The organism is bacterium (genome assembly GCA_035530055.1).
In the GTDB taxonomy this organism is placed as follows: domain Bacteria; phylum UBA6262; class WVXT01; order WVXT01; family WVXT01; genus WVXT01.
The window spans coordinates 1-18266 of record DATKVN010000055.1; the positions used below are offsets into that span (position 1 = coordinate 1).

Annotated in this window: 17 protein-coding genes and 2 tRNA genes; all 19 read right to left on the reverse strand. The window is 42.5% G+C overall.

All coding sequences use genetic code 11. The features are described 5' to 3' along the window. Positions 1-82: 82 nt before the first annotated feature. Complete coding sequence (locus VMW39_04700) at positions 83-1528, reverse strand: TldD/PmbA family protein (GenBank protein ID HUW23312.1); 1446 nt, start codon at positions 1526-1528, stop codon at positions 83-85. A gap of 3 nt (positions 1529-1531) precedes the next feature. Next, positions 1532-3157, reverse strand: a complete 1626-nt coding sequence (locus VMW39_04705) for an ATP-binding protein (GenBank protein ID HUW23313.1) — start codon at positions 3155-3157, stop codon at positions 1532-1534. Between the two features lie 127 nt (positions 3158-3284). Further along, positions 3285-5954 (reverse strand): DNA polymerase I, encoded by a 2670-nt coding sequence (polA, locus tag VMW39_04710; protein HUW23314.1) that lies wholly within the window; start codon positions 5952-5954, stop codon positions 3285-3287. Between the two features lie 33 nt (positions 5955-5987). Beyond that, a complete protein-coding gene (gene panD, locus VMW39_04715; protein ID HUW23315.1) occupies positions 5988-6344 on the reverse strand; it encodes an aspartate 1-decarboxylase in 357 nt (118 codons plus the stop codon). A gap of 13 nt (positions 6345-6357) precedes the next feature. Next, the gene (locus tag VMW39_04720) at positions 6358-6936 is read right to left on the reverse strand and encodes a Fe-S-containing hydro-lyase (GenBank protein ID HUW23316.1); all 579 of its coding nucleotides are present in this window, start codon (positions 6934-6936) and stop codon (positions 6358-6360) included. Between the two features lie 89 nt (positions 6937-7025). Beyond that, on the reverse strand, positions 7026-7868 hold the full coding sequence (locus tag VMW39_04725; protein HUW23317.1) for a fumarate hydratase: 843 nt from the start codon (positions 7866-7868) through the stop codon (positions 7026-7028). 1 nt (position 7869) lies between these two features. Further along, positions 7870-9207 (reverse strand): NADP-dependent malic enzyme, encoded by a 1338-nt coding sequence (locus VMW39_04730; GenBank protein ID HUW23318.1) that lies wholly within the window; start codon positions 9205-9207, stop codon positions 7870-7872. Positions 9208-9384: 177 nt separating this feature from the next. Further along, positions 9385-10404 (reverse strand): phenylalanine--tRNA ligase subunit alpha, encoded by a 1020-nt coding sequence (gene pheS, locus VMW39_04735; GenBank protein HUW23319.1) that lies wholly within the window; start codon positions 10402-10404, stop codon positions 9385-9387. A 14-nt stretch (positions 10405-10418) separates the two neighbouring features. Next, the gene (locus tag VMW39_04740) at positions 10419-10739 is read right to left on the reverse strand and encodes a tetratricopeptide repeat protein (GenBank protein HUW23320.1); all 321 of its coding nucleotides are present in this window, start codon (positions 10737-10739) and stop codon (positions 10419-10421) included. Positions 10740-10786: 47 nt separating this feature from the next. Then, positions 10787-11473 carry a TrkA family potassium uptake protein gene (locus tag VMW39_04745; protein HUW23321.1) on the reverse strand — a complete coding sequence of 229 codons (687 nt, stop codon included), beginning with the start codon at positions 11471-11473 and terminating at the stop codon, positions 10787-10789. Positions 11474-11487: 14 nt separating this feature from the next. Beyond that, complete coding sequence (locus tag VMW39_04750; protein ID HUW23322.1) at positions 11488-12819, reverse strand: TrkH family potassium uptake protein; 1332 nt, start codon at positions 12817-12819, stop codon at positions 11488-11490. A 111-nt stretch (positions 12820-12930) separates the two neighbouring features. Then, entirely contained in the window at positions 12931-13305 is a 375-nt protein-coding gene (rplT, locus tag VMW39_04755) for a 50S ribosomal protein L20 (GenBank protein ID HUW23323.1), read from the reverse strand. A gap of 96 nt (positions 13306-13401) precedes the next feature. Continuing rightward, on the reverse strand, positions 13402-13599 hold the full coding sequence (gene rpmI / locus VMW39_04760; GenBank protein HUW23324.1) for a 50S ribosomal protein L35: 198 nt from the start codon (positions 13597-13599) through the stop codon (positions 13402-13404). 224 nt (positions 13600-13823) lie between these two features. Further along, positions 13824-14348, reverse strand: coding sequence for a translation initiation factor IF-3 (gene infC, locus VMW39_04765; protein ID HUW23325.1), 525 nt, complete (start codon positions 14346-14348; stop codon positions 13824-13826). Positions 14349-14629: 281 nt separating this feature from the next. After that, positions 14630-16372 (reverse strand): threonine--tRNA ligase, encoded by a 1743-nt coding sequence (thrS, locus tag VMW39_04770; protein ID HUW23326.1) that lies wholly within the window; start codon positions 16370-16372, stop codon positions 14630-14632. A 38-nt stretch (positions 16373-16410) separates the two neighbouring features. Continuing rightward, a tRNA-Val gene (locus VMW39_04775) sits at positions 16411-16487 on the reverse strand. Between the two features lie 396 nt (positions 16488-16883). Next, positions 16884-16959 (reverse strand) — tRNA-Cys (locus tag VMW39_04780). 376 nt (positions 16960-17335) lie between these two features. Beyond that, positions 17336-17653, reverse strand: coding sequence for an RNA-binding protein (locus VMW39_04785; GenBank protein HUW23327.1), 318 nt, complete (start codon positions 17651-17653; stop codon positions 17336-17338). A 16-nt stretch (positions 17654-17669) separates the two neighbouring features. After that, positions 17670-18248 (reverse strand): peptidylprolyl isomerase, encoded by a 579-nt coding sequence (locus VMW39_04790; GenBank protein HUW23328.1) that lies wholly within the window; start codon positions 18246-18248, stop codon positions 17670-17672. Between the last annotated feature and the right edge of the window lie 18 nt (positions 18249-18266).

The window sequence follows — 18266 nt, forward strand, 5'->3', positions numbered from 1 at the left end:
TCGGCGTGCCAAAATTCCCCCCTTTTGTAGATCCTGGCCACCTTTTGCCTCAATAAGATGGCACATTTTTGGCACAATCATTTCAGTGGGTACCACCGATGGTGAGCTTCTTTATGCGAATAGTAGGTTGACCGTCAGTGACGGGGACCCATTGTCTATCCTTGCCGCAGGTACCAATATTAAAGCCCAAGTCACTGCCGACCATTATAATCGAATTTAAAACCTCAGGACCGTTTCCAATTAGAGTTGCCCCTCTTAACATTTCTCCTACTTTACCATTAACTATCTCGTAGCCTTCTTCTACTTCAAAGACGAAATCACCGTTGGCTGTATTCACCTGTCCCCCACCCATTTTCTTCACCAGAAACCCTTTGTTTACGGAACGAATGATTTCCTCTGGCTGGGACTCGCCCGGGAGAATATAGGTATTACTCATCCTGGGAATAGGCTGGTGATGGTATGATTCTCTTCGTCCGTTTCCCGTAGATTTAGTTCCATCCTTTTGGGCTGTAAAGCGGTCGTAGAGATAATTTCTTAGCATTCCCCTTTCCAACAAGATTGTCTTCTGAGCAGGGGTGCCTTCATCGTCAAAATGGAAAGAACCCCTGTAGTTGGGAATAGTGGGATCGTCCACTACAGTAATAAGTTCAGAAGTAACCCTTTTGCCTAGCATCCCCATATAGGATGGAGATACTTTCTTCTGTACTAAATCTGCTTCCAAAGAATGCCCGATCGCCTCATGAATCATAGTTCCTCCTGCAGTAGATGTCAAAACGACTGTCATTTCTCCAGAAGGAGCTTTCTGGGCAAATAGCATCTTGACTGCTCTTTCTGCTGCCTCTCGGGCTATCTTCTTAACATCATATTTATCAAATAACTCAAATCCCACCAAACCTCCCAGAGGCTCATACCCTGTCTGGATTATCTCTTCCTGTTGAGCTACAACGTTGACCAGATAGGTAGTATAAATTCTCTTCTCCTCAATCCGATTATCCTTAACCACACCATATTTCGAGGAAAGAGATAAATTGGCAATAGTTATATCCATAGTAGTATCAGCATAGCTTATACTGACCTGCTTTATTTTATCTCGGTCAACTTCTCTGGCAATGCGATTGCCCAGCAAAACAAGTCGAATTTTTTCTTCAATGGGCACTTCACCGGGTGGTTTTTCAATCTTATGGATTATGTTGGTTCGACTTCCTGTCGATGACTTAAGGTTAGGCTTAGAAGAAAAAGAGAAGTTCTTTTTTCTCATCTTTTCGGATTCCGGAAGATTACTTGCTATCTCTTTTGCTAATTCTTTCAGTCCAACCTCGGTTACTTTATTTGTGGAAGCATATATATTACTTTCTCCTGAGATTACCCTTATTCCTGCTCCCACATCTTGTCCCGAGATGAGCCTCTCAATTCTATTATCTTCACAGCTCACTTGGTTAGTAAACCTTTTCTCTATATATATGTCGGCAAAATCTCCACCTTTACTTAAAGCAATTTTTAAAATTTCCATTAACTTTTCTTTATTCATCTTTCAACCCTTATCCAATACCTTGGGTAGAGTAAAGAAGAACTTACTTCCCTTTCCCGGTCTACTCTCCACCCCCACCTTGCCTCCATGGGCTTCCACAACCTGCTTCACTACTGCCAGGCCCAGCCCAGCACCCTCAACCTGACCGGTGAAGGTTTCTTCTATCTGGTAAAATTTAGAGAATATTTTCTCCCTTTCCTCTGAAGGAATTCCCGGACCATTATCCTTAATTTCCACGCGAATGAACTTTTTCCCTTTTAGTGGACGAGCGGAAATCTCCACTCTCTTTTCTTTCTTATCATTGAATTTTATTGCATTCTCTACCAGATTTTGGATAACTTCCTGAACCTTCGCTCTATCTACGAGAATCGGAGGAACTTTATCTATAGAATTTCCTGCCACAATTTTAACTCCCCTGCGGATTCTCAATGCAAGCTTTTTCAAACTCATTTCCACAATAGACTTAAGGCTTTCTTTCCCTCTGGCGAGTTCCAGTTCCTCACTTTTCAGTAGACTGAACCCGAGTAACTCATTTATCAATCGAGAAAGGCGGTTGCCTTGACTATCAATAATTCGCACCGCATTCTTTCCCACCTTATCCAATTTGCTAAGTCTTTCTTTCTCTCTCAAAAGCGGCATGTATCCACTGATGCAGGTTAAAGGCGTCTTCAGCTTATGGGAGATAGAAGAGATAAAGCTCGCTTTAAGGTATTCCTCTTTCCTCTCAGAGGTAACGTCACGAATAATCATCACATAACCAACTACTCTGTTCTCCTCGTCTACGATTCTCGTGGCAATCCCCGAGAGAACGAAGGTCTTCGGTTTACTTCTCGCCAAATCGAAAGTAGTCACTCTATCTTCTTTGGTCAAGAATTCCGTAAGGGAACTTCCGGGGGCCGCCACTTTTTTCGGTTCCCATCTGGAAAAAACCTTAAACTGTCTGACTATTCGGGAAATATTTTTGCCCAGATAATCTTTACTTCCTATGTCCAGAAAATTCTTCGCAGAACTATTGAGCATAACCAGATTCAGTTTTGCATCAATAACAACAGCTCCATCACCCATCCCGCTGAAAACTACCTCTATCTTTTCCTTTTCCCTCTTGAGATTCTGGAAAAGGCGGGCGTTCTCAATGGCGATAGCTGCCTGAGAGGCGAACGCCTCAAATATCTTCCTATCTTCATCTACAAAATAACCACGACCGACTTCGTTAATCGCCTCCATTACTCCAATAATTCTCTCTTTTATCCTCAAAGGCACACAGAGTAGAGACTTCGTTCTAAATTTCGTAACTTCATCTGCCTTAACAAAGAACCTGGGATCCTTCCTGGCATCCGTAATCATCAGAGGCTTCCCTTCTTTCGCCACCCATCCTCCAATTCCCTCACCGAGTTTCAACCGTATCTGCCTTAGCTTTTCCCCTTTCCCTCCTACAGTAACGTCAAAGAAAAGCTCCTTTTTTGCTTCGTCCAGAAGCATCAACGAACTCGCCTCAGCATTGACTACCCTCTTTGCCTGCCCCATAATTACTTTAAGCAATCTATCCAAATCGAGTGTAGATGTAAGAACCTTATTCGCATCTAAAAGCAACTCAAGCTTTTCACTTTTAGTTTTTATACCTTTTTGCATAGAGCCATTCTCCAAACCTACCAGGAGTAGAATGGTAGCCGTAGGCTTCAGTCTGCGTTCAGGAAAATGGTAGTCGCAGGCTTCAGCCTGCGTATAAAACGCAAACTAAAGTTTGCGGCTACCAAAACTATTCCTTCAGGTCCCGCCAGTTCTTTCCCTTCTTTATATCCACCACCACAGGAACATCTAAAGAAACCGCTATTTCCATCTCTTCCTTTGCCAATCGACTCAATTCATCCACTTCCCCTTCAGGCACCTCGAAAAGCAACTCATCGTGTATCTGTAAACTCATCTTCGCCTTCAAGCCTTTAGCCTTTAGCTTCTGTGTTATTCGGATCATTGCCACTTTTATGATATCTGCAGAAGTTCCCTGAATGGGCGTATTTATGGCAGTCCGTTCAGCAAAACCACGAACATTACCATTTTTACTATTTATCTCCGGTAAGTACCTTCTGCGATTTAGAAGTGTAATTACGAATTCATCTTTTCTTGCCTGAATAATTGTTTTTTTAATATAATCTTTTACTCCTTTATATTTTTTAAAATAACTATCAATGTATCTTTTAGCTTCAGTTTGAGAAATCTCCAGGTCCTTAGAGAGCCCGTATGGACTCATTCCATAAGAGAGACCAAAATTGACCGTCTTAGCAATGCGCCGTAATTCAGGAGTTACTTCTTTCTGGGGAACTCCAAAAATCTCTGATGCTGTCCGACGATGGATATCCTCGTTATGCAAGAAAGCATCCCTGAGACTCTCATCTCCCGAGATGTGAGCAAGAACCCTAAGGTCAATCTGAGAGTAGTCAGCAGAAACGAAAACACAACCTTTATCAGGAATGAAAGCGCACCTTATCTTTCTACCCTCTTCTGTGCGAATAGGTATATTCTGGAGATTCGGTTCCGACGAAGAAAGCCTGCCAGTAGCTGTAACCGTTTGGTTAAAGGAAGTATGCAGACGACCCGTTTGAGGATTAACCATTCCTGGAAAGGCATCTATATAAGTAGATTTCAACTTCCATAGTTCTCTGTATTCTATGATAAGGGAAGGTAGTTTATGTTTTTCTGCTAACTGCAGAAGAACTTCCTCGGAAGTGGATGGTCCTGTTTTCGTTCTACGCACTACTGGCAATTTCAATTTCTCAAAAAGAATAAAAGAGAGTTGTTTCGGCGAGTTTATATTAAACTCCTGACCAGCAGATTTATAGATTTCTTTTTGCACGTCTTTTAATCTTACAGAAAAATCCTGGGAAAGTTGAGCCAGATAATCCATGTCAATAATGACCCCGTTCATCTCCATTTCCGCCAAAACCTCTAAAAGAGGCATCTCTACTTCATAGAAGAGCTTATCCAACTCTTTATCTTTCAGTTCTCTTTCCATAATATGAGCAACCCCGAGGACAATATCAGCATCAGCACAGGCATAATGAATAACTCTTTCCACTTCCACCATGTCCATGGTGATTGCCTTTTTCCCTTTGCCAATCAATTCACTGATGGGCGTCATTTTATAGTTTAAGTATTCAAGGGCAATATCGCCCAGATTATGATTCATCTTCGAAGGATTCAGAACATAGGAAGCAATCATAGAATCGAAATAGACTCCTTGAAGGTCTATTCCTTCACGCTTCAACACAATCAGGTCATATTTTATATTCTGCCCATACTTTTTAATCTTACTATTCTCCAGAATAGGTTTTAACCTTTCCAGAACATACTTTTTCTCTAACTGTTTCGGTACACCTAAGTAACTATGTGCTACAGGTATATAGAAAGCAATATAAGGTTCTAATGCAAAAGAGATGCCCACAATTGCGGCACGCATCGGGTCAGTACCTGTGGTCTCCAAATCCAAGGAGACCAGTGGCGCCTTCCCCAGCTCCTCGAGCAATGCCTCGAATTCCTTCTGGTTAAAGATACCTTTATAGTTTACCTTGTGTTTCTCTTCTTGAGGAACTAATTCCACAATCAGACGCTTAAACTCCAGCTCCTGAAGAATCTTCAGCAACTCTTCCCGATTAGACTCGCCAACTTGACACTCTCGAATGTCAACCTCTACGGGTATATCCTTTACCAGAGTTACCAGTCGCCTGGAGAGAAAAGCTTTTTCCTTACCCTTTTCCAATTTCTCCTTTAATTTACCTTTCACTTTAGAAAGATTCTGGTACAAATTTTCCAAACTGCCAAATTCCCGAATCAATTCCGTACCTGTCTTGGGACCAACCCCCAAGACGCCAGGAACATTATCGGAAGCATCTCCCATTAATCCCATAAGTTCAGTAATCTGTCCAGGAGAGACTCCCATCTTTTCTTTGACTATCTTTTCTGTATAAAGGATGTTTTTAGTCTCGTTTAAAACTTTTACAGAATCATCTACCAATTGCAAAGCATCCTTATCACCAGTAACAATAACTGTTTCTATGCCTTCTTTCGACGCTTTACTGCTCAATGTGCCGATAAGGTCATCGGCTTCATAGCCTTGCTTTTCAAAAACGGAAATATTTAAGGCCTTAACTATCTTATGGACAAGAGGAATCTGCTCTTTCAACTCATCGGGAGTCTCTTTTCTTGTAGCTTTATATTCGGCAAACTCCTTATGACGAAAAGTAGGTGCTGGAAAGTCAAAACAGACAGCTATATAATCTGGCTTTTCCTGGCGGAGAATCTTCAGAACCATCCGCGTGAAACCGTAGACCGCATTTACCATTCGTCCTGAAGAGTTAGTTAAAGGCGGGAGGGCATGGAAGGCTCGGTGGATGTAGGCATTACCGTCTATAAGGTAAAGCTTTTTTTTTGCCATACTTTTTTAAAAAAGACAGAAAAAAAGTGCCTGTCACTTTTTTTCTATTATTTTGTTTTTTTCATCTAAGAGGACTATCTTGGGTTTGTAAACTTTTGCTTTCTCTTCCTCGACAAACTCGTAAGAAATAATAATTAGTCTGTCTCCTACTTCTCCCAGTCTTGCTGCTCCTCCTTGAAGCCCTATGACTCCTGAATTATTGCCAGCAGGAATGGCGTAGGTTTCAAACCTGGCTCCTGTATTCAAGTTGACTATGAGCACTATCTCGTAAGGAAGAATATCTGCCTCAGCCATTATGTTTTTACCAATAGCGATACTTCCTTCGTACTCTAAGTTCGTCTCAGTGACGGTTGCCTTCTGAATCTTCGATTTACACATCATTCGCAACATTTTATTCTCCTTATTAAGTAACTTTTCGATACTTCTTTATGCCTTCATCAAAAAGGTCATTGCCATAGACATCGTTAGCCACAATTAATGGAAAATCTTCCACTTCCAGACGATAGATGGCTTCAGGACCCAAGTCCTCATAAGCCACTGTCTCTATTCTTTTGATTCTCTTGGAAATTAATACTGCAGCCCCACCTACAGCAACGAAATAGACAGCCTTATACTTCTTCATTGCTTCGATTGTATCCTTACCACGCCTTCCCTTTCCAATTGTTCCCTTTAATCCCTTCTCTAATAGAATGGGAGTGTAGGTGTCCATTCGGCCACTGGTGGTTGGCCCAGCGGGGCCGATTACCATTCCTGGTCTGGACGGAGCAGGACCAACATAATAGATTACTTGCCCCTCCAGAGGGAAGGGTAGATTAGGCTGGCGATTTTCTTTTCCGGCTTTCTCTAATTCATCAACTAAGCGCTTATGAGCCTGGTCTCTGGCAGTATAAACTATTCCGTTTAATAGAACCTTATTTCCTATCTTCAGTTTACTTATCGTTTCTTCATCCAGTGGTGTTTCAATTTTAATAGAACTGACCATAAAGCCTCTCTATAAAATTATTATGACATGCCGAGCAGGGCAGCACCAAATAAAAAAGTGCCTGTCACCTTTTTGCATGTCACTTTTTTCTATAAGATTATTGTAGCGTGCCGGACAGCGTGGCACTGCAGATTTATGGCTAAAGGTAGACTGGCTATATGGCAGGGATAAGTCTCAATGTGAACAGCTAAAGCAGTAGAAGAGCCACCCAGCCCTTGAGGACCCAGTCCCAGATTGTTTATTTCTTTAAGAAGCTCTTCTTCCATTTCAGCATAGAAAGGTTCAGGATTCTTTGAACCTATTGGACGCAACAGCGCTTTCTTGGCCAGCTTTGCCACCCCTTCAAAAGTGCCACCAATTCCCACTCCTACTACAAGCGGGGGACAAGCATTCGCTCCTCTCTCCTTTACCCAATCCAACACAAATTTCTTCACCCCTTGCACTCCTTCGGTGGGAGAAAGCATCTTTACTGTGGACATATTTTCGCTACCAGCTCCTTTGGGCATAACTGAAATCTTAAGTTTATTTCCAGGAACAATATCTATATGCACCCAAGCAGGAGTATTATCACCTGTATTCTTACGCCGCAGTGGATCTTTAACTACTGACTTCCTCAAGTATCCCTTCCTATAACCGTTGCCTACTCCCTTGTTAATTGCTTTGTAAAAATCTCCTCCAGTAACTCTAATCTCTTGACCCATTTCCACAAAAATTGTGGTAAAACCTGTATCCTGGCACAGGGGAAGTTTCTCTTCTTCAGCCATGCGGTCGTTCTCCAGAATCTCTTCCAGCACTTCTTTCCCCACAAGAGATTCCTCGTTTTTTAACTTCTCCCTGAGAGCTTTCCAGACATCCTCGCTCAAAGTACAATTTGAGGAGATGCAGAGATTCTCTACTGCCTGGGTAACCTCTTCTGAAGTAATCTCTCTCATCTTACTTTTCCTGGGGCAAAGGAATAAACCCTTCCTTCATTAAAGATTCCGTTTCTTCTCTGGCAACACGGATGATCTCTGAGGCCCTCTTGTATAGTTCTTCTTTACTCAACTTAACCCGGGCTATTCCTTGCCTAATAGCTTCCATTCCCACTGCTACTGCTTCACGGGGAAAGACTTCCCTTTCCTCCATAGAAGGAATCACATATTCTTCATTTAGCCCTCTCTCCTCAGCACATTTCGCCAGTTCTTTCGCTGCAGCAATGCACATTTCATCAGTTATGGTCTGGGCTTGCACATCCAGGGTTCCCCGAAAAATGCCAGGAAAGCCAAGGGAATTGTTTACCTGATTGGGGAAATCGGAACGCCCGGTGGCAATAACTCTTGCCCCTGCCTCTTTTGCCTCCCAGGGCCAGATTTCAGGGATAGGATTGGCACAGGCAAAAACTATAGGGTCTTTAGCCATCTTTGCCACCCATTCCTTCTTAACCACACCCGGGCCAGATTTAGATAAGGCTATTAAAACGTCCATCCCTTCCATAACTTCGGGAATATATCCAGTTCTTCCCTCGATATTTGTCTTTTGGCAAAATTCCCACTTTTCTCTGTGGGTCTTTTTGAGTTCTTTTCTATTCTTATGGAGTGCTCCTTTACTATCACACATAATAATATTTTCTGGATTGGCTCCATAAGCAATTATCATCCTGGCAGTACTTATATTAGCTGCCCCTGCCCCTACCATGGCAATCTTCACTTTTTCTATTTTCTTACCCACGATTTTAAGACTATTAATTAGACCAGCCAGAGTTACAGCAGCTGTTCCCTGTTGGTCGTCATGCCAGACAGGAATTTCACATTCTTTCCTAAGGCGACGTAGTATCTCAAAACATTTTGGTTGGGCAATATCTTCAAGGTTTATACCACCAAATGATGGTTGTAGTAACTTTACAGTGTGAATGAACTCTTCCATGTCTTTAGTATCCAGACAGAGAGGGAAAGCATCTACGCCTCCCAGGTACTTGAAAAGGAGCGCCTTCCCTTCCATAACCGGCAAAGCTGCTTCCGGACCGATATCTCCCAGACCCAACACCCTGGTTCCATCAGAAATAACCGCCACAGTATTCCATTTGTTAGTGTAGGTGTAGACTAAATTTTTGTCTTTATGAATAGCCTTGCAAGGCGCTGCTACGCCAGGAGTATACCAGATTGCAAAATCATCAAAATTTCTCACACAGCACTTTGCTACTATCTTAATTTTCCCCCGATAAAAGGGATGCAGTCTCATCGCTTCTTTTGCTGGTTGGCTGGCTTTAGCCAAAAGTTCCTTTTCATCTACCATAGCACGTCTCCAGTTCCTCTGTAGTGTAGCCCTTTATGGGCGTAATTCTTACTTGGGCGACCATAAAGGTCGCCCCTACGCGACCCCAAAATCATTACGGGGACAAGCCCCTACACTACCAAATGACGCGGAGCTATCGCTCCGCTACTCCTTTTTTGTGATTTTTTGGGGGTGTGTTTAGAACTGTTTCAAAAATCTACGGTCATTCTCGAAGAACAAGCGCATGTCATCTATGCCATATCTCAACATGGCAATCCTCTCCACACCCATGCCAAAAGCAAAGCCAGTGTACTTCTTCGTATCGTACTTCACAAATTCAAACACTCTAGGATTGACCATGCCCGCACCCAGAATTTCCAACCATCCACTCTGTTTACAGACAGAACAGCCTTTACCTGCACAGATAACACATTGAATGTCAACTTCTACACTCGGTTCTGTAAAGGGGAAAAAACTGGGTCGAAAGCGAACTTTAGTCTCCGCACCGAACATTCGATGACAAAAGTGGGTAAGAACTCCTTTCAAGTGGGCAAAGCTGACCCCTTCATCAACCAGAAGTCCCTCCACCTGATGGAACATCGGCGAATGAGAAGCATCGACTGCATCTCGGCGGTAGCATTTGCCAGGGGCAATAATAGCTAAAGGAGGAGATTGCTTCTCCATAACCCGAATTTGAACTGGGGAAGTATGAGTGCGTAAAAGCACCCCTTCCTTTATATAAAGTGTGCTCCACATATCTCTTGCGGGATGGTGTAAATCCATGTTGAGAGCTTCGAAATTGTAATACTCTGTCTCCACTTCCGGACCGTCCACAATGCAAAATCCTAAAGAGACAAATATATTTTTAATCTCATCCAGGATTAAAGTAATCGGATGCTTTTTCCCTAAACTGAATTTTTTACCAGGCAACGTAATATCAATTGCTTCTTTCTCCTCTTTTACCTCTTCTTTCTTGAGTTCTATCTCCTTTTTCTTTTTGTTCCATTCACTAAACGCATCATTTCTAACCCGGTTGGCAAGTTCCCCGGCTTTCGGTCTCTGTTCGGCCGGTAGGCTGCTAATGGTCTTAAAAATCTCTATAAGTAGACCTTTTCTTCCCAGGTACTTAATCCTCAGTTTCTCTAACTCTTCGGGAGTAGTTATCCTGGCAATCTCTTGCCTAAATAATTTTCTTAACTCTTCTATTCTGTCTGCCATTTCTATCTCTTGCATCACTTCCCCACTATTTTTTCCAGATGTTTGCTCGCCAGTTGATGACCGGGATTGAGCTCCAGCGCTTTCGTATACATCCGGCTGGCTTCATCGGGTAAATTCTTACTTTCGTATACAACACCTAAGTTATAGTAAATTTCTGCATTCTTCTCGTCAATTTTAGATGCTTCTTTGAATTTCTCAATTGCTTCATTATATTTCTCGTTCAGAAAATAGAACTTACCCAATTCAATAAGTTTTTCTGCTTTTTCTTTTCGGTCTTTTATCTTGGCAATCTTTGCCTCAAGGTTATTAAAATCTCTCTTTTCCTCTCGAACCATCTCAGATTATCCTCCTCCCGAAGAGTCCGGAAATCTAACTCTTTTTCTTATAACTTTCTCAGTTTATCTATGTTTTTATTATCCCCCAGAACCACCAGAATATCGCCATCGGCAACTTCTTCCTCTGCTCCTGGAGTAATCAGAATCTCTTCTTTAAAATCGGACTCCCCTGTATCGGTCAAACAAGGAAGTTTCCTCTTAATGGCAATTATATCTACTCCATGTTTTGCCCGTACATCAATCTCTTTCAGGCTCCTTCCGATAAAACTTTTTGGAGCACGAACTTCCAGAATACTATATTCTGGAGATAAAGATATGTGTTCCAGAATGTCCGGGGCAGCAAGGTTCTCTGCAACTCTAACTCCCATATCTCTCTCAGGGAAAACCACACGCGTTGCCCCAACCTTGCGCAGCACAGTTCCATGAGAAGGAGAGACAGCTTTAGCCACAATAGTTTTAATCCCTAACTCTTTCATCAGGAGAGTTGTCAGAATGCTTGCTTCCATATTTTCCCCAGTAGAGACAATCGCTATATCCATTTTGTCCACACCCAGGGCACGCAGAGCCTTCTCATCGGTTGCATCGGCCTGCACTGCTTGTGTAACGATGTCAGATATCCCTTTAACTTTCTCTTCACCTTCGTCAATCGCCAGAACCTCACAGCCTCTTTCTGCAAGAGCCTTAGCTACAGAGGCTCCGAAAATCCCCAAACCAAGCACAACACATTGTTTCATCTTGTTCAACCTCCTTACCCCACCAGTACCCTTTTTTCTGGATAGCGAAACCTCAGGTCTTTCACTTCACTCATCATCGCCACTCCAATGGTAAGAGGTCCCAACCTTCCCACAAACATAGTAACAATCAACAATGTCTTGCCCAGACTGGAAAGTCCACTGGTAATTCCTGTGGACAACCCTACTGTGCCGAAAGCAGACATAGTCTCAAAAAAGGCCCTGATGAAGCTATAACTTTCGCTACTGGTAATAATCACAGTGATAATAACAATAAAAAATATTGATAAGAAACCAACCACAAAAGACTTATTAATAACCTCCCCTGAAATGCGACGTTTGAAAAGCGTAACATCCTTTTTTCCTTTCAGAGTAGCCCATACCGTAGCCAGCATAACTCCAAAAGTAGTAGTCTTAATCCCTCCGCCAGTGCCTCCAGGTGAAGCACCGATGAACATTAAAATAATGGTAAGAAATAAACTTCCCTGCATCATTCCCCCGACATTGACCACACTAAACCCCGCTGTGCGCGGTGTCATTGTTTGAAACAGAGAGGCCATAATTTTCTCTCTTCCTGACAATCCCCCCAGTGTCAAAGGATTTTTATATTCCAAGAGAAAGAAGCCAACTCCTCCCAAAACAATCAAGGTCAATGTAATGGATAAGACCATTTTTGTGTGCACTGAAAATTGGGGAAACTTACGATGCCTCAAATAATAGAGGTCGCTGACCACAACATATCCCAGTCCTCCGATGAAGAACAAAGACAGAACAGTCAGACAAATAACCATATCTCCCCGAAACCCTATCAAACTGTCGCTAAACAGGGAAAAACCTGCGTTGCAAAATGCTGAAACAGCGTGAAATATTCCCAGATATATTGCTCTGGAAACAGGGTATTGTCCCATCCAGCGTAAACTCAAAATCACCGCCCCAATAACTTCCAGGACAAGGGTTATCTTTAGAACATGTTTTGCAAACTGAACCACACCTCCCAGACTAAATTGAGGCATCGATTCCTGCATTATTAATCTTTCTTTAAGAGTTATTGTCTTGCCAATAAGCAAAAGCAGAAAAGTAGCCATAGTCATGTAACCCAGACCACCTATCTGGATTAGCAAGAGAATAACAATCTGCCCAAACAAGGAAAAATAACCGCCGGTATCATGAACTATTAAACCGGTAACGCAGACAGCGGAAGTTGCCGTAAACAGAGCGTCAACAAGTGGTTGACTCTTTCCACTGGCAGTAGCTTGCGGCAGAGAGAGAAGAATCGTGCCAATAAGGATAACGATTAAAAATCCAAGGACGACTATTTGAGGAGGAGAAAGCGACTGATTTTTAGCCATAGATTCCCCATTTTGGTCGGGCACTCTTTAGAGTGCCGTTTTCGTCACCGCACCCTGTCCCAAGACCGGGATGGGATCGGGAAAGGGCAACCGACCAATTAACTAAGAACCTTACGCTTCTGGGATTTCTTTCTTATTCGCCTCAAGGGCAATAGCCACTAATTGAGAAAAGGCATTTGTATCGTTCACCGCCAAATCGGCTAAAATTTTTCGGTTAATTTGAACTTTCGCCTTTCTCAGACCGCTTATAAACTGACTATAAGACATACCATTCAAGCGGGAAGCAGCATTTATTCTGATAATCCACAGAGAACGAAAATCCCTCTTCTTCCTTCGGCGATCCCTGTAGGCATACTGCAGACCTTTGTCCAGTTGTTCTGTTGCATGGCGATAAAGATGCTTCTTGCCCATCCGATACCCTTTGGTTAACCGAAAGAGCTTCTTCTTTCGCCTTCTGGTAGTTACACCACCTTTTATCCTCACCATTGTCCTAACCTAACCCCATACATAATTTTGGTACAAAAATTCCCGATTGAAAATAGGGACTTCAGGACTTCGTCGTTCGCAATGACAGCATAATCTTCATGCATACGGTAAAAGTTTCTTTACCAATCTACTATCTCTGTGAATCGATGTGCTTGATTTTCTCAACTTTCTCAATCTTTTAGAACTCTTTTTTGTTAATTTATGCCGGGCACCCGCTCTCTTGTGTTTAATTTTGCCCTTAGACGTAAATTTAAACCTCTTTTTAGCACCACTATGAGTCTTTATCTTAGGCAAAATCGCCTCCTATGTGAATCAGCCTGTGCTTCCCGATTCATCGGGACGTTCGCTACGCTCTCGTTTCCCCGGGGCGCTCAAGCGTCTTCCGCCCGTCGCTAACACAGAGCTCCTTATTCGTCGCTCCAGCGGTCCTTCGGACCCGGGGCGCTCACCGTCTCGCGCCCGTCGCTAACACGGAGCTCCTTATTCGTCGCTCCAGCGACCCTTTCCGTCCACAAATTCTACTCTTTCTTTTGTTCAGTCTGTACCTTTTTCTTGGGAACAAGCAACATCGTCATTCGATACCCGTCCAAACGAGGTTCCTGCTCACAGTTGGCTATGGAAGAAAAATTTTCCTTGATTGTTTCCAGAACTTTTCTCCCTAAATCAGCGTGACTGGTTTCCCTTCCTTTGAAATTAATTGTGACTTTTACCTTGCGTTCGGTCTCCAAAAACTCCTGGATGTGCTTCGACTTAACATCCAAATCGTGTTGCCCTATTGTGGAACGCATTCTCACTTCTTTTAACTGACCAACCCTCCTGTGTTTATGCGTCTCCTTCTTCTTCCTCTTCTGCTCATAACGGTACTTGCTATAATTCATAATTTTGCAAAGAGGAGGTGTCTGCCCAGGAACAATCTCTACTAAATCCATCTGTTTACTACGGGCGGCAAGCAAAGCTTCTTTGATTTCTACAACCCCTTGCATCTTACCTTCTTCATTAATCAACTTAACCTGTTTATCTCTGATGTTTTCATTTACTCGCAACTTCGCTTTTTTTACTATAAGCCATCACCTCCTAGAATATAAAAAAAGTCCGCCATAGACGGACCTCACAGTTTCCTATCTCAAAAATGACAACCTTTTCGGAATTTCCTTAAGGTGAGGCATAGCCTACTTCCGAACTTTTATACAAAATATCTCTCTCGCTTGTCAAGTGAAAAAATATATTATTTATAACCAGAACTTTGGGTTTTTTTCATGAACTGTCTCAAAAATTTCTTATTTGTCTTCTTCCAGCTCCTAATTAAATATCTGCATTATTGGGTTTATCTTCTATTTTTTATCTCTTCCGATATGTCTTCAATGAATTGGTTAACCTTAACAGGACCAAGGTCTTTCTGGTCCCTTCTTCTTACAGCGACTGTCTCTGATTCCACTTCCCTCTTTCCAATGACTAACATATAGGGAATTTTCTGAAGCTGCGCATTGCGAATTTTTTTATCTATTTTCTCATTAGCAAAATTTGCTTCCACTCTTATAGACTTTTCTTTCAACCGATTATAGACTTTCTGACTATACTCCTTCTGTAAGTCGGTAATAGTTAGAACCGTTGCCTGCACAGGAGCAAGCCAGACGGGAAAAGCACCTCCATAATGTTCTATTAGAACTCCAAAGAATCTCTCCAGGGAACCCAAAAGTGCCCGGTGAATCATTATTGGTCGGCGACGTTGCCCACTGATGTCTATAAAATTAATATCAAACCTTTCGGGAAGATTAAAATCCACCTGAATGGTGGAACATTGCCATGCTCGACCCAATGAGTCTTTTATTTTTATATCTATTTTGGGTCCATAGAAGACCCCCTCGCCTGGATTAACCACATAGGCAAGTTTTACTTTCTCCAGTGCCTTCTTTAATGCACTTTCTGCCTTTTCCCAACTCTCCAGAGTTCCCACATATTTTTCTGGCCGTGTACTTAAAGCAACATCATAATCGGAAAAGCCAAATGTCCTTAACATGAAAAGAACAAACTTAATCACCCCTACAATCTCATCTTCTAACTGTTCAGGACGACAGAAAATGTGAGCATCATCCTGAGTAAACCCACGAACCCGCATAAGGCCATGCAGGACTCCCGAACGCTCATAGCGATACACAGTTCCCAGTTCTGCCCAGCGAATTGGCAAATCACGATAGCTTCTCACCTTAGTTTTATAAATCAGTATATGTCCGGGACAATTCATTGGTTTAATTATATACTTCTGCCCCTCGATGTCCATAGGCGAATACATATACTCCTGATAGAAATCGACGTGACCGGAGGTTTGCCACAAATCTATTCTGGCAATATGGGGAATATCTACCAGCTCGTATCCATTTTTTAGATGTTCCTCTTCCCAAAAATCTTCTATTACTTTCCTGATACGTGAGCCCTTAGGATGCCAGTATATTAGTCCAGCTCCTGCTCTCTCGTGCATGCTGAAAAGGTCAAGCTCAACCCCTAATTTGCGATGGTCCCTCTTTTTAGCTTCTTCCAGCAAATATAGATATTTATCCAGCTCCTCCTGGGTAAAAAATGTTGTTCCGTAGATTCTCTGGAGGCTCTCCCTCTTCTCATCACCCCGCCAGTAAGCACCAGCAACGCTTAACAACTTAAAATATTTTACCTTATCTGTCGACTTGACATGGGAACCTCGGCAGAGATCAATAAAGCCTCCCTGCTCGTAAATGGTTACCTTCTCATCATCCATTCCTTCTATCAGCTCAACTTTATACTTTTCCCCTCTATCACCAAAGAATTTCAGCGCCTCTTCTCTCGACTTTTCAGAACGAACGAAGGGATAATTCTTTTTGATAATATCTTTCATCTTTTCAGTAATTTTTTCTAAATCTTGGGGAGTAAAAGGCTCCCTCTTATCAAAGTCATAGTAAAAACCATCAGCAATAGGTGGTCCGATAGCAAGCTTTACACCAGGAAAAAGTTCAGTAACTGCATGCGCCATAATATGGGAACAGGAATGGCGCAGTGCCTCTAAATCTTTCTCAATTTTTTCGTTTCTCTTAGCCACTTGCGTCTCCTAACTATAATCAAGAACTCTAAAATTATTGGTGGGCGGTACTGGACTTGAACCAGTGACCTCATGGATGTCGACCATGCACTCTAACCACCTGAGCTAACCGCCCAAAAAATAAAAAAAGTGCCAGGTACTTTTTGGTTCTGGAGTCCGCCCGAAAGAGGCTGTGTCGTAACCCTAATTCTGGTAGTCGCAGGCTTTAGCCTGCGCAATTTCCCCGTCGAGAACGCAACCTGAAGGTTACGGCTACCAAACAAAAAATCTAATTATGACACAGCCTCGAAAGGGCGGAATAAAAAAGGATATGTACTTTTTTGCTTCTGGACTCCTCCCAAAAGGGAGGGATGTACTTCACCTTGCTTTCGCAAGGACTCCAGGGTTTTGGAGTAGCGAAACTTGTTTCGCGTCAACGCACCGCAAGCGGTGCTACTCCAATTATTGGAGTCCGTCCGAAAGGGCGGAATCTAGTTTTCCCCCGATTTCATCGGGGGACTCCAGAAATTTCTGGAGGCGCGGGACGGATTCGAACCGTCGAATAAAGGTTTTGCAGACCTCTCCCTTAGCCACTTGGGTACCGCGCCATAAATGATAATAGTATTGGGTTTTTTATTTATAGCACAATTAACTGCTTTTGTCAATAATATCCAATCGCCGTCTCGAAAAGTAAAACGAACGGAAGGAATAAAATTTGAACTGCTCCGGCAAATTAAAAAGCGGGGTGACCTCACATTAGAGACCCCGCTTAAATAAATCCCTATTCAGTTGTCTACGTGAGGTCATTACTCTCTTTCAAAAGTGTTCACTAAAATGTCCAAACCATAGTAAAATTGACAAAAAATTACAAAGATATCAAACGTCTTTTTTATCGTTTTTATCGTCGACAGAATGGTTTCCAGACGAGAAATCTTGAGAATTATTTTTTGGTTTTACTATGATTCCATTATGTCCGAGCGCCTCTTACCAGGAGCGCCGTCCGCCACCACCACCGCCACCGCGTCTTCCTCCACCTCCACCTCCACCTCCACGGCCTTGGGGACGAGGGCGAGCCTCATTAACCTTAAGTGGTCGTCCCTTTAACTCCTTGCCATTCGCTCCGGTGATCGCGGACTGGGCTTCAGCTTTAGCGGGCATTTCCACGAATCCGAATCCTCTTGATTCGCCACTGAACTTGTCCTTAATAATAGCGGCGGTTTCGACCTTCCCAAAGGCTTCAAAAGTTTGTCGTAAATCCTCTTCGGTGACATCACGCGACAGATTGCCTACGTAGATGTTCATTTTCACCTCCTTTAAATTACTCAATACCAATAACCTTTATATCGAAAGTAAGATCCCTTCCGGCTAAAGGATGATTGAGGTCAACAGTTATGCTATTCTCAGTTATGTCTGTTACTGTCCCCGGCATTGCTCTTCCAGTTTGGTCTTGTAGTTTTATCATTATACCTTTCTCAGGTTTAAAATTTTCGGGTAAAGAATTTTTGGGGAACTCCCTTATTGCAGTTTCATCTCTTTTCCCATAAGCATCTTCCGTTTTTAGAGTTACTTTCTTTTCTTCATTCAATTTCATTCCTTCTACTGCTTTATCAAAGCCGGGTATTATTTGTCCACTTCCCACAGTAAACTCTAATGGCTCTCCCTCCTTTGACTTATCAAATATAGTCCCATCCTGTAGTGTTCCTGTATAATGGACTTTGATTCTATTTCCTTTTTTAACCAGCGCCTTTTCATCTCTTTTCTCTGGAATTACTTTTCTTGGCAATATTTTTTCTGCCTCTTTCACTGAAGGTTGTTTTTCTTCTTTCCTACCACATCCATTAATTAGAACCAATCCCATTATTAAAAATAATACTAAAGTGATTTTCATTACTTTCATTTGCAGACCTTTTCCTTA

What these genes read in the sequence shown, in the direction of transcription:
- VMW39_04740 (HUW23320.1), bottom strand. Translation starts at nt 10,739, where the DNA reads ATGGTTCGAGAGGAAAAGAGAGATTTTAATAACCTTGAGGCAAAGATT.
- VMW39_04720 (HUW23316.1), bottom strand. Translation starts at nt 6,936, where the DNA reads ATGGTCAGTTCTATTAAAATTGAAACACCACTGGATGAAGAAACGATA.
- VMW39_04745 (HUW23321.1), bottom strand. Translation starts at nt 11,473, where the DNA reads ATGAAACAATGTGTTGTGCTTGGTTTGGGGATTTTCGGAGCCTCTGTA.
- VMW39_04790 (HUW23328.1), bottom strand. Translation starts at nt 18,248, where the DNA reads ATGAAAGTAATGAAAATCACTTTAGTATTATTTTTAATAATGGGATTG.
- VMW39_04700 (HUW23312.1), bottom strand. Translation starts at nt 1,528, where the DNA reads ATGAATAAAGAAAAGTTAATGGAAATTTTAAAAATTGCTTTAAGTAAA.
- pheS (HUW23319.1), bottom strand. Translation starts at nt 10,404, where the DNA reads ATGGCAGACAGAATAGAAGAGTTAAGAAAATTATTTAGGCAAGAGATT.
- polA (HUW23314.1), bottom strand. Translation starts at nt 5,954, where the DNA reads ATGGCAAAAAAAAAGCTTTACCTTATAGACGGTAATGCCTACATCCAC.
- VMW39_04705 (HUW23313.1), bottom strand. Translation starts at nt 3,157, where the DNA reads ATGCAAAAAGGTATAAAAACTAAAAGTGAAAAGCTTGAGTTGCTTTTA.
- VMW39_04730 (HUW23318.1), bottom strand. Translation starts at nt 9,207, where the DNA reads ATGGTAGATGAAAAGGAACTTTTGGCTAAAGCCAGCCAACCAGCAAAA.
- rplT (HUW23323.1), bottom strand. Translation starts at nt 13,305, where the DNA reads ATGGTGAGGATAAAAGGTGGTGTAACTACCAGAAGGCGAAAGAAGAAG.
- VMW39_04750 (HUW23322.1), bottom strand. Translation starts at nt 12,819, where the DNA reads ATGGCTAAAAATCAGTCGCTTTCTCCTCCTCAAATAGTCGTCCTTGGA.
- VMW39_04725 (HUW23317.1), bottom strand. Translation starts at nt 7,868, where the DNA reads ATGAGAGAGATTACTTCAGAAGAGGTTACCCAGGCAGTAGAGAATCTC.
- panD (HUW23315.1), bottom strand. Translation starts at nt 6,344, where the DNA reads ATGTTGCGAATGATGTGTAAATCGAAGATTCAGAAGGCAACCGTCACT.
- VMW39_04785 (HUW23327.1), bottom strand. Translation starts at nt 17,653, where the DNA reads ATGAACATCTACGTAGGCAATCTGTCGCGTGATGTCACCGAAGAGGAT.